Below are 14,961 nucleotides of genomic sequence, written 5' to 3'. Positions count from 1 at the left end.
ACTGACCTCCTCCCCGCGCTTTGGGAAGTAGTGAGTTGACGGAAAAGCCGAGGGTCATCCTACTCCGCAGGCTCGGCGACTTTGCACGCCCGAGCAGGCTCTTCCTGTTGCAGCGCCGTCAGCCCCAGTTTCGCAAACAAAGCGCCATCGCTGTCATCGCCCGCATTGGGCGCGGTGAGCAGTTTGTCTCCGGTGAAGATCGAGTTCGCGCCTGCCAAGAAGCACAGCGCCTGCGTCGCCTCTGACATGCTCTCACGGCCAGCGGAGAGGCGCACCATGCTCATCGGCATAGTGATCCGAGCCACCGCCACGGTGCGCACAAACTCAATGTCGTCGATTCTTCCCATCGGCGTATCGGCCAGCATATCGCCCAGCACAGTGCCTTTGACAGGCACCAAAGCATTGACCGGAACGCTCTCAGGATGTTCTTCCAAAGTCGCGAGCGTGTGGACAAAACCCACCCGGTCCTCGCGCGTTTCGCCCATGCCGACAATTCCGCCTGAGCACACATTGATGCCTGCCTTGCGCACGTTATCGAGCGTATCGAGGCGGCACTGGAAATCGCGCGTCGAAATCACCCGCTCGTAATATTCCGGGCTGCTGTCGATATTGTGGTTGTAATAATCGAGCCCCGCTTCCGCCAGCATGTCTGCCTGATGCGGCTCGAGCATGCCAAGGGTCATGCACGTCTCCAGCCCCATATCGCGCACGCCTTTCACGATTTCGACAATCGCGGGCATATCGCGGTCTTTGGGATTGCGCCAAGCGGCGCCCATGCAGAACCTTTGCGAGCCTTGATCCTTCGCCTGCGCTGCACGTTGCAGAACGGCTTGCACATCCATCAATTTTGTCGCTTCAACGCCGCTGTCCGCCTTCACAGACTGCGAGCAATAGCCGCAATCCTCAGGGCATCCGCCGGTTTTGATGCTGAGCAATGTGCACAGCTGGATCTGCTCTGGCGGGTGGTTCTCGCGGTGGGCGCTGGCTGCCTGGAAAAGGAGCTCTGTGAAGGGTAGCTCGAAAAGTTCCGCGATTTCCTCGCGGGTCCAATCGTTGCGAATTTGGGTCATTGTCAGTCTCTAGTTTATGTGAATTTCGGTGCGCGCTTTTCGAAAAAGGCGGCAATACCTTCGCGGCCATCAATCGCAGCGTTCTTGGCGATCTCTCGGCCTTCCAGCTCCATATGCGTCTCGAACGAATTGTCGAGCGAAGTGCGCAAAAGGCGTTTGGCATCGGCATTCGCGCTTTTGGATCCGCCCGCCAGTTTCACTGCGATCGCGCGCGCAGTCTCTAACGCCTGACCTTCCTCAGTAACTGTCGTAATCAGCCCCCATTCGGCAGCCTCTGCTGCGGTCAGAACGCGGTTGGTAAGGGTCATTTCCTGAGCGCGGCGAAGCCCAATCAGGCGCGGGAGAAGATAGGTTGATCCGCCATCAGGACTAAGGCCGGAAGCGGTGTAAGCCATGGTGAACTTGGCCCGCGGCTCAGCGATCACAATGTCACCGCTTACCGCCAATGGAAGGCCTGCCCCCGCTGCGGTTCCTTCAACGGCAACCACCATTGGCGCATTGCAGCGGGCGAAATGGGAAAGCGCCCGGTGCATCTCATCGGCAATGACTTTGACCGCCTGCTCGATTTGGTCGTCTTGGGCTTTCATATATTGAAGATCGCCGCCCACACAGAACATCTTTCCTTTGGCAGAAAGCAGGATGGCGCGCACTTGCGGATTGGTGTCACATTCGCGCGCGGTCCGCGCAAGATCGAGCACGGTGTCCAAGTCGAACGCATTGCCCGCGTCTGGACGGTTCAACTCAACATGGGCAAGGCCATCGGTGATCGTGAGGGTGACGTTGCTATCGCTCATTTCGCGCTCCTCCGAAGCTTAGGCACTCAGAGCCTGCGCCAAGTCTGCTTTGATGTCGTCAATGTGTTCAATACCAACCGAAATCCGCACCACATCCGGGCCTGCTCCCGCAGCGATAAGGTCCTCTTCGGACAGCTGGCTGTGGGTGGTGGATGCCGGGTGAATGATGAGCGAGCGCGTGTCGCCGATGTTTGCCAAGTGGCTGAAGAGCTTGACGTTTGAGACAAGCGCCTTGCCTGCTTCAAATCCGCCTTTGAGGCCAAAGGTGAAAACCGCCCCGCCCTTACCGCCAAGGTATTTTTTGGCGTTGGGGTTGTACGGGTTATCGGACAAGCCAGCATAGCTCACCCACTCAACCGCATCTTGGCTCTCAAGCCATTGCGCAAGAGCATGGGCATTGGCGCAGTGGCGCTCCATCCGCAGATGCAGGGTCTCCATACCGGTGAGCGCCAAGAAAGCATTCATCGGAGCCATCGCAGGACCAAGATCGCGCAGGCCCAGAACGCGGCAGGCGATGATAAAGGCAATCGGGCCAATGGGCTCCAGAGCATCGACCAAAACCGCGCCGTGGTAGGAACCATTGGGTTTGGTGAGCGAGGGGTACTTGTCCCCTTGCGCTTTCCAATCGAAATTGCCGCTGTCGACAATCACCCCGCCAACCGCATTTCCGTGGCCGTTGAGGAACTTTGTGGTCGAGTGAGTCACAATGTCTGCGCCATGTTCAAACGGACGGCATAGCGCCGGGGTCGCCATCGTGTTGTCGACGATCAGCGGCACTCCGCCTTCATGAGCGACACCCGCGATGGCTTCGATATCGGTGACAACGCCGCCGGGATTGGCGAGACTCTCAATGAACACGGCCCGCGTGTTCTCATCCATCGCCGCGCGGACATTCTCCACATCATCAACATCGACAAAGCGCGTTTCCCAGCCAAATTTGAGGAAGGCCTCACCCATCTGATTGAGCGATCCGCCATAAAGTTTCTTCGCCGCCACAATATTGCAGCCCGGCTCCATCAGCGTGTGGAACGCAATCAATTGCGCGGCGTGTCCCGAGGCAACACCCAGAGCGCCCACACCGCCCTCAAGTGCTGCGACCTTCTTCTCCAGCGCATCATTGGTGGGGTTCATAATCCGCGAGTAAATGTTTCCGAACTCACTGAGATTGAACAGGTTCGCCGCGTGTTCCGGGCTGTCAAAGGTATAGCCCGCCGTCTGATAAATCGGCGTAATCCGCGCGTTTGTGGCCGGGTCCGGCTGTGTGCCCGCGTGGACGCTGAGAGTTTCGGGGCGGGTATTTTCGGGGAGGTCGGTCATTCAATATCCTTAGGAATTTAGCCTAGTTCTCGATCAGACGAAAAAACAAATAGGCTGCGTCTTTTCCCTCAGGTCCAATCTTGAACGCGAGATCGACATTTTCACTTTCAGCGAATGCCTCATAAGTCGATATCCGGTCAGGATTTTCAACGTAGCTGATGAGCATTCCTGCTGCGTAGTGATATTCATCAATGGATATGCTGCTGGCATCGGTATGCGCTTCAGCCATGGTTTTCTTGAGGTTTGCTTTAGTAGCGGCGACATATGCTCGCTTAGCTTCGATTGAATAGCACCGGCTCCCACTGGCAAACCACAAATCAGCTCTGCCGTGCCAATCGCCTTCTTCGTTCGCCTTGTCGAGTTCGTATTCCATGAAAGGCGAGAAGCCTGTCATTGCAGCAGCTGCCGCCATCAATCCGACACCGGAAACCTCATGATAGGAAAAAGGCGAGTATCCCGCCCGCTTTAAAGTGCGCAAATAGAGCGCATCCGCAGCCTGCATCCACGCGTCCCAGTCTTGGATAAGGCCAGCCTTCCTACCGTCACACGTCTTTAGCCTTGAACAGGTCACTCTGCAGCCTCATCAAGACCCTCAAGCGGCGGCATATTGTGACCGAGCATTGTGAGAATATCAGCGGCGCATTCCACCACGTTGGAGCCCGGCCCATAGATACCCGAAACGCCCGCCTCGCGAAGGAAATCATAGTCTTGCGGCGGGATCACTCCGCCTGCGGTGACTTTGATGTCCGGGCGGCCTGCTTCGCGTAGCAAGCGGATGATCTCTGGGATGAGCGTCTTGTGGCCAGCAGCGAGGCTTGAGCAGCCCACCACGTCCACATCGTTCTCCAAGGCCATTGCGCAGGCTTCTTCAGGCGTCTGGAACAGCGGGCCTGAGACAATCTCAAAGCCCATATCGGCGAAGGCGCTTGCGATGACGTTCGCACCTCTGTCGTGGCCATCCTGGCCCATTTTGGCGACCATCATTCGCGGCTTGCGGCCCAAGCGGCGGCCAACGGCCTCTACACCCTCCGTAACCTGCGCCCAGCGTTGGTCGAACTCGTAAGCGCTCTTGTAGACGCCAGACACCGGCTTAGGCGTTGCATCGTGGCGGCCGAACACCTCTTCCATGGCGCTAGAAATCTCGCCCAAAGTCGCATCATGGCGCGCGGCCTCCACTGCCAATTGCAGCACGTTAGCGTCACCTGCGGAACCCTCGGTAAGAGCCTTCAAAGCCGCCTGACACGCCGCTTCATCGCGCCCCGCGCGCACATCCGCTAGGCGCTTGATCTGTCCTTTGCGCACCGCCGCATTGTCGATGTCGAGCGTGTCGATCAGCTCTTCGCTTTCGGGCTGATACTTGTTCACGCCGACAATGACGGTCTTGCCTTGATCAATCCCGGTCTGCTTTTCCGCGGCCGCTCGCTCAATCTCTGCTTTGGGTGCGCCAGTGCCGACATATGCGGTCATTCCGCCCGCTGCATCGACGGTTTTCATCAACTCGCGCGCGTCTTCGACCAGTTTGGACGTGAGCGCTTCGATATAATGCGAGCCACCCAGCGGATCGACGACATTGGTGATACCGGTCTCTTCCTGAAGCACCAACTGAGTATTCCTCGCGATGCGAGCGGAGAAATCGGTGGGCAGCGCAATGGCTTCGTCGAGCGCGTTGGTGTGGAGCGACTGCGTGCCCCCAAGCGTCGCCGCCATCGCCTCAATCGTCGTGCGCATGACGTTGTTGTAAGGGTCTTGCTCCTGCAAGCTCACCCCAGACGTCTGGCAGTGGGTGCGCAGCATCTTGGAGCGCTCGGATTTCGCGCCTAGCCCATCCATCACCTCATACCAAAGCGTGCGCGCGGCGCGCAGCTTGGCGATCTCCATAAAGAAGTTCATGCCGATGCCGAAGAAGAAGCTAAGTCGCCCGGCGAAAGCGTCAATATCGAGCCCCGTTGCCATAGCTCTGGTCGCATATTCCTTGCCGTCGGCAATGGTGAAGGCAAGCTCCTGCACAGCCGTCGCGCCCGCCTCGTGCATGTGATAGCCGCTAATCGAAATGCTGTTGAACTTCGGCATGTTAGCCGAGGTGTAGCCGATGATATCTGAGATAATCCGCATCGATGGCTCTGGCGGATAGATATAGGTGTTGCGGACCATGAACTCTTTTAAGATGTCGTTCTGAATGGTGCCCGCAAGCTTCTCTTGTGACACACCAGAGCGCTCTGCCGCGACGATATAGAACGCCAGAACCGGGATCACCGCGCCGTTCATGGTCATGGAAACGCTCATGGTGTCGAGCGGGATTTCGTCGAACAGGATCTGCATGTCAGCAACGGTGTCAATCGCGACACCTGCCTTGCCGACGTCGCCGACCACGCGCGGGTGGTCGCTGTCATAGCCGCGGTGGGTAGCAAGGTCGAAGGCGACCGACAGCCCCTTCTGACCCGCAGCCAAATTGCGCCGGTAAAACGCGTTGGATTCCTCAGCCGTCGAGAACCCCGCATATTGCCGGATCGTCCAAGGGCGGCCTGCATACATGCTCGCCTTTACCCCGCGCGTGAACGGCGCAAAGCCGGGGAGCCCCGGGTCCCAGCCCTCATGATCCTCGGCCGTATAAAGCGGCTTGATCGCAAACCCCTCTGGCGTATTCCAAGTGAGATCGCGGCCCTTCACTTCCTTGTCGGCAAGGGCGTTCCAATCGGCGGGAGTCGGTTTTTCAGTCATGTGCACGCTCTAGAATCAAAACGGGGCAGCGCAAAGGCACCGCCCCTAATTCATTTGATAGGTGGTCATTGGCCTTTGAATTCGGCCTTACGCTTCTGCAGGAAGGCCATGCCCCCTTCCATTGCGTCTGCGGTTGCACCTGCGATCCGTTGACCTTCGGCTTCGGCCAGCATCACTTCGGTAACACTGCCATCAAGCGCGGTCGCGATGTTGCGCTTCATAGTCTTGATCGCAATCGTTGGACCATTGGCGAGCTTCTCTGCCAAGGCGCGGGCTTCGTCCATCAAGGCATCGTCCGCGACACATTTGTAAACGAGGCCCCATTCCTCAGCCTGCTTGCCGCTGATTTTCTCGCCCAGCATCATCATGCGCGTGGCGCGTGCACGGCCAATTGCGCGGGCGATGAGCCAGGTCGACGCACCATCGGGCACAAGGCCGATATTGACGAAGGCTTGAAGGAAATAAGAGCGCTCTGCCGCGATGGTAAAGTCGGCAGCAAGCGCGAGGCTGCAACCTACGCCCGCTGCGGGCCCATTCACCGCACAGATGACGGGCACTTCTGCGCGCAAAATCTGGCTGATCGCAGGGTTGTAGTGGTTTTGGAGCGCTTGGTGAGAGCCGCCCTTATTGCTTGGACTATCAGGTGAGGCCCGCGCCGATAGGTCAGCGCCTGAGCAAAAGCCTTTGCCCTCACCCGTGATCAAAACCGCGCGTGCCCCATCATCTCCTGAGCCAAGGTCATAGAATGCCTGACCGATTTCGTCCGCCATTTGCGGGGCCATGGCGTTCAAGCGATCCGGCTTGTTCAGCGTCAGGATCATCAGCGGGCCTTCGCGCTCTACTTTGATGTGCTCATAGGACATTGTTGGCTCTCTCCCAGATTCTTGAGATTTGCGTTTCGTTTGGAAACTGTGTGCCCTTACGTGGGCGTCAACACAAGTCCGCAGGGACGCGCTACGTTACTTTTGATAGGGGCTTGGTGTGAAAGGTGCGGAGGTGATAAGTGCAGGCGCGCTTAGTGATCACCTTTGGGCGTTTCCATGATCTCGGTGAGCATCCCCTGCATATCCTTGGGGTGCAGAAAGAAGATCGGCGTGCCGTGTGCGCCGGGGATGGTTGGGCCAAGGATACGTTTGCCCAGCCCCTCAAAGTGGGCGCGCGCTTCTTCGATATCCTCGACCTCAAAGCAAACGTGATGCTGCCCGCCAGCCGGGTTCTTTGCGAGGAAGGCGGTAATGGCGGTTTTGCCCGCTTCAAGCTCTTCGATCAGTTCGATCTGTGTGCCATCCATACCCGAATGCGTCGGCGTATCGACAAACACGACCTTAAGACCCCGGTCCTCCAGGATGATCTCATCAGAGATGGAGGTTGCCCCCATCACATCGCGGTAATGCGCGACGCTGTCAGCGATAGAGGGGGTTGCGATCCCGATGTGGTTTAGGCGGCCTAGTTTCATTTGGAGACTTGTACCTTTTCTATACTGGGGACTAATTCAACCGGTCGCAAGGAGTCTCCAACGGCAACTTGGATACATCCTCCTACAAAGAGCAAAGCCGAAACGAATGACAACAAACGGGCTAGCCGCCTGTTCTGATAACCCGCAACAGTAGCACTGAACGCGTCAGCAAAATCCTCTTTCTCTAAGATAGAACCATCCCAGAGGCCGCTCGCTAGAGCGACAGCAGCTTTAGCATTGGCGAATGCATACATGATGCCGCCCCAAATCGAAGTAATGATCCCGATCGCAAAAGGCCCACCAAGCGCTAAAGCCGATGATGTTAGATCAGTCGTATAGCCGACAACACCGAGTAATGCTGCTCCGTGAATAGCCAATAAGGTGGCAATAAACCATTTTGTGATTGCGTACGAGGAGTCTGACAAACGTGAGATCTCAGCAATAATGATGTCTTGCCGAATCTTGCGGGAATCAACCACTTGCTCTGATGCTGTGTCCTTCATCACAACGGAATATTATCGTGCTTTTTCCAAGGGTTCTCCAACTGCTTAGTCCGCAGCCTGCGTAGCCCTTGTGCAACCCGGCGGCGCGTCGAGTGCGGGTGGATCACCTCGTCGATGTAGCCGCGCGATGCCGCCACAAAGGGGTTAGCAAAGCGGTCTTCATATTCCTTGGTCTTTTCCGCGATCTTCTCCGCATCGCCGCGGTCTTGGCGGAAGATAATCTCCACCGCGCCCTTAGCGCCCATCACCGCGATCTCTGCGGTGGGCCAGGCGTAGTTGAGGTCTCCGCGAAGGTGCTTTGATGCCATCACATCATAGGCGCCACCGTACGCCTTGCGGGTGATGATGGTGATCTTGGGTACGGTTGCCTCGCCGTATGCGAACAGCAGCTTTGCGCCGTGCTTGATAATGCCGCCCATTTCTTGGGCTGTGCCGGGCAGGAAGCCGGGGACGTCGACGAAGGTCACAATCGGAATATCAAACGCATCGCAGAAACGCACAAAGCGCGCGGCTTTCTTCGAGGACGCAATATCGAGCACGCCGGCAAGCACCATAGGCTGGTTCGCAACCACACCCACTGTGCGCCCTTCAACCCGGCCAAAGCCGCAGATGATGTTGGCGGCATGCGCTGGCTGAATTTCGAAAAACTCACCCTCGTCCAGCGTCTTACGGATCACCTCATGCATATCATAGGGGTGATTGGGATTGTCCGGGATGATCGTGTCGAGCGATGGTTCCAACCGGTCCCATGGGTCATTGGTAGGAAGCTCGGGCGCTGCGTCTCCCGTTGCTTCTGGGCGGTTGGACAGCGGCAGGTAATTGAAGAACTCGCGCGTGGCGAGGAGCGTTTCAACGTCGTTTTCAAACGCGATATCGGCAACCGAAGTCTTGGTGGTGTGCGTGATCGCCCCGCCCAGCTCTTCTTGCGTCACTTCTTCGTTGGTGACCGTCTTCACCACATCAGGTCCGGTCACGAACATGTAGGAGCTGTCCTTCACCATAAAGATGAAGTCGGTCATGGCAGGTGAGTACACAGCGCCGCCTGCACATGGGCCCATGATAAGGCTGATCTGAGGGATGACGCCCGATGCGAGAATGTTTTTCTGAAACACATCGGCATAGCCGCCAAGCGATGCGACGCCTTCCTGAATACGCGCGCCGCCGCTGTCGTTGAGGCCAATGACAGGCGCGCCGACCTTCATCGCGGTGTCCATGGTTTTGCAGATTTTCTCTGCGTGACGTTTGGACAAAGAGCCGCCGAACACGGTGAAATCTTGGCTAAACACATAAACGAGGCGGCCGTTGATCGTACCCGATCCCGTGACCACGCCGTCGCCGGGGATCTTTTGCGTCTCCATGCCGAAATCGACGCAGTCATGCTCAACGTAAGTGTCGATCTCTTCAAATGACCCTTCGTCCAAAAGCACATCAAGACGCTCACGCGCGGTCAGCTTGCCCTTGGCGTGCTGTGCGTCGATGCGCTTTTGCCCGCCGCCCATTTTGGCAGCTTCGCGTTTGCGTTCCATTTCGGCGATATTGGCAGACATTCACTCGTCCCTGTTCAAATGTTTGCCTGCTCGTTGCCGCAGCGTTAGCCAAGCGTCAACACATCAAAGGCTGAGCATTACCCGCCGTGCGAGCGATGGGGAAATGCCTTGGACAAAACGCAAGAGGCGGGTTTGGCCGATCATCACCTCTGTGCGGTTTGTGTTGATCGCATCAAGAATATCGCCAGCGCAATGCTCTGGCGTCATCTTGGAGACGTCATAGGCAGAGGTCATTTGCGTATCGACCATCGGCGGCAGGGCCTCGATCACATGTACGGGCTCGTCCTTGAACTGAGCGCGCAAGGAAAAGGCAAAACTGCGAAGCCCGGCCTTTGTAGCGCAATAGACCGCCGCGTCCTTGCTAGGGGCAAGAGCTAGACCAGATGTCACAAACACAACCGCGGCCTCGGGACGTTTGCGAAGCCGCTTTAACAAGCCACCGGTCAGACGTGCAGGCGCCGCCAAATTGGCATAAAAACACGCATCGACCTTATCACCATCAACTTTGGTCTCGGCATAGTTGGTCTCTGCCCCCATGCCTGCGTTGTTGATAAGGATATCGAGGTCTTTCTTGCCCCATTCCGCAATGAGCGCATCGACGCCTGCCGCGTTCGACAAATCCACCTCAATCGCGCCAAACCCTTGTGTGCGCATCTCTGCAAGCCGTTGAGCGTTGCGTCCCGTGATCGTCACATCTGCGCCCGCCTCGCGCAATTGAAAGGCCAAGGCTTTGCCGATCCCTGCACTGCCCCCGGTTAGCAGGACTTTCTTCCCTACAATGTCCATTTTCGCAGTCCCCTTCCCCCTTGCAAGGACACTATTTCAACAGCACCAATTCTTCGGCCATGCTGGGGTGAATAGCGGTCGTTGCATCGAAGTCGGCCTTGGTCAGCCCCGCCTTGATCGCAACAGCGGCAGCCTGAATGATCTCAGCGCTCTCTGGACCGATCATGTGCAGACCGACGACCTTGTCCGTCTTGGCATCTGTAATCATCTTGTACAGCCCGCGCTCCATCCGGTCTGAGAAGATATTTTTCATCGGGCGGAAATCGGATTTGTAGATGTTGATGTCTGAATAAAGGCCTCGTGCCTGCTCCTCCGTCAAACCGACGCTTGCAATCGATGGTTGAGAGAACACAGCGGTAGGGATGCAGGAGTGGTCGACATAGCGCTCATTGCCGCCAAACAAACTGTCGGCGACTGCATGGCCCTCGCGGATCGCCACCGGGGTGAGTTGAACGCGGTCGGTTACATCGCCCACGGCATAGACGCTGTCGCACGTGGTCTTTGAATATTTGTCGACCGGAATTTCCCTGCGTTCGCCAAGCTCAATTCCAACATTTTCAAGCCCCAATCCGTCAACGCGCGGTTTGCGCCCTGTGGCGACCAATATCTGGTCAACTTGTTTCGTCGTGCCGTTGGTGAGAGTTACATTGAGCGAACCGTCCGCGTTCTTCTCAACCTTTTCAATTACCGCACCCAATTGCATATCAACCCCGCGCGCCTCCATAATCGGAGGCAGGCGGCTCACGATTTCCTGTTCATAGGAGCGCAGCAGCGTTTCGGAGCGATTGACCAAAGTCACATCGCTGCCCAGCGCGTTGAATACGCCTGCAAATTCAAGCGCAATATAACCGCCGCCCATGACCATCAGGCGTTTTGGAAACTCGTCGAGATAGAAGATTTCATTGGAGGTGATGCAGTGCTCTGATCCGTCAAAGGCGGGCACTACTGGCTCACCACCGGTGGCTATCAGGATGTATTTCGCAGTAATCTCGCGGCCACTGGCAAGCTTGACCGAATGAGGGCCGGTGATGGTGGCGCGCTCGGAGAATGTCTCTACCCCTGCCCCGTCAAGCGTCTGACCATATAGCCCTTCAAGCCGATCGACATCGTCGTTCACGAAATCGCGAAGGGTCGCCCAGTCGAAACTGGTGTCCTTGAGCGTCCAGCCCTTGTGCGGGGCGTGCGACAGTTCTTCTGCGAACATGGAGGCATAAACCAGCATCTTCTTTGGAACACAGCCACGGATAACGCAGGTCCCGCCATAGCGGTGCTCTTCTGCGATACCAACCTTCGCGCCGTGCCCCCCGCAATCCGGCTCGCGCGCACGCCGCCAGAGCCTGCGCCGATAGTGAAAAGGTCGAAGTCGTATTCTTGATTGGCCATATCCGTTCCTTTTTGGGCATTCGCATATGGTGATGTTCGGTGAAAGCGGCAAGCGCGTTACGCTCTTGCCGCCTTGCAAAATTTGGTCGCATAGAAGCTGAGCTTGCGCTTAGCTCTCAAGGAAACGCCCGTAATCGCGCAAAAGCTCAAAGGCTTTCATGTTCTCAAGCGTGATCAAACCGTCATCGGTGATCCCGGTCAGGCGGTGAATTAAGCGAAGGATCGCCTTCTGCTCGACATCGCCCACATTAAGGAGCGTGATCAGCATGTCGGGATTGTCATGCTCAAGCTCATCAAACAGCATGGCGACATTCATCGGGTCAAAGCCAAAGCCTAGGAAACCCAGCCGCTTACCGCGAGACATCTCTGCGCGAAGGTAAGAGCGGAACTGGCGCGATTTTTCGCGCTGGCTGGCGGTGAAGATACGTCGGGAAAGCGCAACGATATTGTCCGCGTCAACCTCACCCCATTCCGCGCCATTCTCCGCATCACCCTGCCATGGCAACCGGCCGGCAACACCGTATGGGTGCACAATGCGAAGGCGTCCTGCGACAAGTTCCTGCGCCTCGTCAATGCTCATCCCAAAAGCGCGTTGCACCACCCAGGGCAGGTAGTGTTCGATAGCCCGGTCATAGTTGAAACATACGATAGAGAGCTTTTCAAAGCACTCATCCGCCTTAGCGCGCGGCACGCCTTTGACGATCAGCTGGCCCAGCTGAAACAGCCAGTTCTCCGTGCCGCGCAAAGGCAATTCTTCGGAAGAACGCGGTTCGCGGGCAAGCGTCGACTTCGATTCTGCCTGAAGCGTGTAATAGACAATCGCAATCTTACCCGCAGCTTGGACCGCCGGATCATGGCCATATTGCTCAAGGATCGCATCGATATTGGTGCTGACGAGAGTCGCATCGCGGATGGCTTTGCCGCCATCGACAAGCTGATCATAGGTCATGCCAAGTTCGGGAGCGATTTTCTCAAACAGGTGGGCCAAATTGATAAGATCGCGCGATTTCACCTCTGAGGTAAGCCGCTCAAACTCATAACCGCTGGCGATTTTATTGAGCAGTTCTGGACCGTCGAGCATTTCAATCTCGCGGTTTGCCCCGGCGCCAATTATCAATGTGGTGTCGGTGCGGATCATCGCTGCGAAAAAGCCCTCTAGCTGGATTGAGTGTCCAGTTAGAGGGCTTATACTTAATTTCGCTTTAAAAATCGGGGCATTAAACCAATAAAATTTGCGCCGTTTGCCAGCGGGTTAGCTGCTTGAAGGGCGCGAGCGACCGCTTCCTCCGCCGCTGCGGCCGCGCCCGCCAGGACGACCGCCACCCGGCTTACCAAAGCGCCTGCCGCCGCCACCGGGCTTGCCACCGCCGCCGCCATTGGGACGACCTTTGCGTGCCTGATGCTTGGGCTTGGGCTTGCTCGGCTTTTCTGGAGCTTCGCCCTTGGGCTTTTTCTTCGCAGACGCGCCAGCAGGCTTGGGCTTTACCTTCTTCCTAGAGACCCGCGTTGCGCCCGGAGGTGGCGGCTTGGTCGGGCCTTCGCCTTCTACGACAGCACGGAAATTCTCTGGCAGGTCGAGGCGGTCCAAATCCGCCTTCGTGACCTTGCGAATGTCTTTGAGGTAGGAGCGTTCGTCCTCACCGCAAAAGGCAATCGCGATCCCGTCTTTGCCTGCCCGCGCTGTGCGACCGATGCGATGCACATATTGCTCAGGCACATTGGGAAGCTCGTAATTGATGACGTGGGAAACGCCCGGAATATCAATCCCGCGCGCCGCCACGTCGGTGGCGATCAGGATGTTGGTCTTGCCCCGGCGAAACTCATCCAGAGCGCGCTGACGCTGGGGCTGAGATTTGTTGCCGTGGATGGCGTTTGATTCAATCCCGCGCTGACGCAATTTCTTCACAACGCGGTCTGCGCCGTGCTTGGTGCGGGTGAAGATGAGGATGCGTTCTAGGTCGCCGGGCACACGGTGCTGCCCGCCAAGGATCATATCGAGCAGCCACTGCTTTTCATCCTTTTGGACCATGAAGATATATTGCTCGATCCGCTCAGCCGTCGTGCTTTCAGGGGTCACGCTGACCTGCACCGGATTGCGGCAATAGTTCTTCACCAACTCCTTAATCGCCTTGGGCATAGTGGCGGAGAAGAACAGCGTCTGACGCTCTTTGGGCACCAGTTCATTGATGCGGCGAAGCGCGTGGATAAAACCAAGGTCGAGCATCTGGTCCGCCTCGTCGAGAACCAGCACTTCGACGCCGTTTAGGTTGAATGCCTTCTGGTCAATAAGGTCGAGAAGGCGCCCGGGTGTTGCGATCAGAATATCGGTGCCGCGGTGGAGCTTGTTGCGGTCTTTGTTGACGCTGGTGCCGCCAACAATCGCCTGCACTTTAAGGCCCGCAAGCGCGCCATAGTCTTTGGCCGCAACCGCGATTTGCTGCACCAACTCACGCGTCGGGGCGAGCACAAGCATACGGCAGGATTTGAACGGAATGCGGTTGTCGCTGGCGCGCAGCCGGTCGATAGCAGGCAGCATAAATGCCGCCGTTTTGCCGGTGCCCGTTTGCGCAATACCCAGAAGGTCGCGCCCTTCAAGAACCGGCGGAATGGCCTGTTCCTGAATGGGAGTTGGTGTGGAATAGCCCTTGAGATCAAGAGCTTGGAGAACGGGCTGTGACAGCCCGAGTTGGTCAAAATGGGTCATATGGACTCGCAATATATGCGGTGCGCACGCGCGAATGTGGCGTGCGAAGCGCGGGGTTTAAAAACCGCCCGCGTGAAATGGGAAGCTGTAAGAGATTGGGTGAAACGCGTGAGCCGGGGCGGGTTCTTGAAAGAGCCGCCGCTTCACGCTGGCTTGGGGTGCGTTTCGTTCTTGGGGGTGCAGATGGATGTTGCAGCGCAAAAAGTCAAAGCAATTCCGCCTACGCCCAACTTACCAACCTCCGTTCGTCCTGAGCCTGTCGAAGGACGCGCACCCATGCTAGACCCAAAAAATGCCCTTCCAAGCCTACATCCTAAAATGCAACGATGGCAGCTATTACACCGGGCACACGGACAATCTCGAACATCGCCTAGCCCAACACCAATCAGGAGTGATCCCCGGCTACACCGCCGAAAGGCTACCGGTGGAATTGGTATGGTGCGAAGAATTCCCAACCCGCGAAGAGGCTCTAGCCAGCGAACGAAGGATCAAGGGCTGGAGCCGAGCCAAAAAGGAAGCGCTGATCCGAGGGGATTGGGAAGAAATCAAACGCCTCGCTCGCAACCGGGAAAGCGGATAGGTCGGCGAGCATCCTTCGACAGGCTCAGGACGAACGGGGTGTGGTGAACACTGGAACTGTTGCTCCAGTCACCCAATTGTTTATGATAGCAAGACGATGTTGA

13 protein-coding genes and 1 pseudogene are annotated in these 14,961 nt (G+C 57.1%); 1 reads left to right on the top strand and 13 read right to left on the bottom strand.

Annotation, left to right across the window (positions count from 1 at the left end; genetic code table 11):
* Positions 1 to 59: 59 nt before the first annotated feature.
* The 13 genes and pseudogenes from bioB to AC0V61_RS13905 form a co-directional block, all read right to left on the bottom strand.
* Positions 60 to 1,070 carry a biotin synthase BioB gene (gene bioB, locus AC0V61_RS13965; RefSeq protein ID WP_486158512.1) on the bottom strand — a complete coding sequence of 337 codons (1,011 nt, stop codon included), beginning with the start codon at positions 1,068 to 1,070 and terminating at the stop codon, positions 60 to 62.
* Between the two features lie 14 nt (positions 1,071 to 1,084).
* A complete protein-coding gene (locus AC0V61_RS13960) occupies positions 1,085 to 1,864 on the bottom strand; it encodes an enoyl-CoA hydratase/isomerase family protein (RefSeq protein ID WP_486158510.1) in 780 nt (259 codons plus the stop codon).
* Between the two features lie 18 nt (positions 1,865 to 1,882).
* Entirely contained in the window at positions 1,883 to 3,181 is a 1,299-nt protein-coding gene (locus AC0V61_RS13955; RefSeq protein ID WP_486158508.1) for an O-acetylhomoserine aminocarboxypropyltransferase, read from the bottom strand.
* A 22-nt stretch (positions 3,182 to 3,203) separates the two neighbouring features.
* On the bottom strand, positions 3,204 to 3,683 hold the full coding sequence (locus AC0V61_RS13950) for a hypothetical protein (RefSeq protein WP_486158507.1): 480 nt from the start codon (positions 3,681 to 3,683) through the stop codon (positions 3,204 to 3,206).
* 65 nt (positions 3,684 to 3,748) lie between these two features.
* Positions 3,749 to 5,899: a methylmalonyl-CoA mutase gene (gene scpA / locus AC0V61_RS13945; protein ID WP_486158505.1), complete on the bottom strand. Its 2,151-nt coding sequence runs from the start codon at positions 5,897 to 5,899 to the stop codon at positions 3,749 to 3,751.
* Between the two features lie 65 nt (positions 5,900 to 5,964).
* Complete coding sequence (locus AC0V61_RS13940) at positions 5,965 to 6,762, bottom strand: enoyl-CoA hydratase-related protein (RefSeq protein ID WP_486158504.1); 798 nt, start codon at positions 6,760 to 6,762, stop codon at positions 5,965 to 5,967.
* A 152-nt stretch (positions 6,763 to 6,914) separates the two neighbouring features.
* The gene (locus AC0V61_RS13935) at positions 6,915 to 7,355 is read right to left on the bottom strand and encodes a VOC family protein (RefSeq protein WP_486158502.1); all 441 of its coding nucleotides are present in this window, start codon (positions 7,353 to 7,355) and stop codon (positions 6,915 to 6,917) included.
* Positions 7,352 to 7,858 (bottom strand): hypothetical protein, encoded by a 507-nt coding sequence (locus tag AC0V61_RS13930; RefSeq protein WP_486158501.1) that lies wholly within the window; start codon positions 7,856 to 7,858, stop codon positions 7,352 to 7,354. Before AC0V61_RS13930 ends, AC0V61_RS13935 begins: the two co-directional genes overlap by 4 nt.
* Entirely contained in the window at positions 7,858 to 9,405 is a 1,548-nt protein-coding gene (locus AC0V61_RS13925; RefSeq protein ID WP_486158499.1) for an acyl-CoA carboxylase subunit beta, read from the bottom strand. Before AC0V61_RS13925 ends, AC0V61_RS13930 begins: the two co-directional genes overlap by 1 nt.
* A gap of 63 nt (positions 9,406 to 9,468) precedes the next feature.
* The gene (locus AC0V61_RS13920; protein WP_486158497.1) at positions 9,469 to 10,191 is read right to left on the bottom strand and encodes an SDR family oxidoreductase; all 723 of its coding nucleotides are present in this window, start codon (positions 10,189 to 10,191) and stop codon (positions 9,469 to 9,471) included.
* 31 nt (positions 10,192 to 10,222) lie between these two features.
* A pseudogene (gorA, locus tag AC0V61_RS13915) lies at positions 10,223 to 11,574 on the bottom strand (glutathione-disulfide reductase).
* Positions 11,575 to 11,683: 109 nt separating this feature from the next.
* Complete coding sequence (locus tag AC0V61_RS13910) at positions 11,684 to 12,712, bottom strand: hypothetical protein (RefSeq protein ID WP_486158495.1); 1,029 nt, start codon at positions 12,710 to 12,712, stop codon at positions 11,684 to 11,686.
* A gap of 114 nt (positions 12,713 to 12,826) precedes the next feature.
* Entirely contained in the window at positions 12,827 to 14,278 is a 1,452-nt protein-coding gene (locus AC0V61_RS13905) for a DEAD/DEAH box helicase (protein ID WP_486158493.1), read from the bottom strand.
* A 292-nt stretch (positions 14,279 to 14,570) separates the two neighbouring features.
* Between AC0V61_RS13905 and AC0V61_RS13900 the strand changes: the two genes are divergently transcribed.
* Positions 14,571 to 14,858, top strand: coding sequence for a GIY-YIG nuclease family protein (locus AC0V61_RS13900; RefSeq protein WP_486158492.1), 288 nt, complete (start codon positions 14,571 to 14,573; stop codon positions 14,856 to 14,858).
* The last annotated feature ends 103 nt before the right edge of the window (positions 14,859 to 14,961 follow it).

Source organism: Erythrobacter sp. JB1-4, from assembly GCF_057365025.1.
This window is presented reverse-complemented; position numbering and strand designations above follow the sequence as displayed.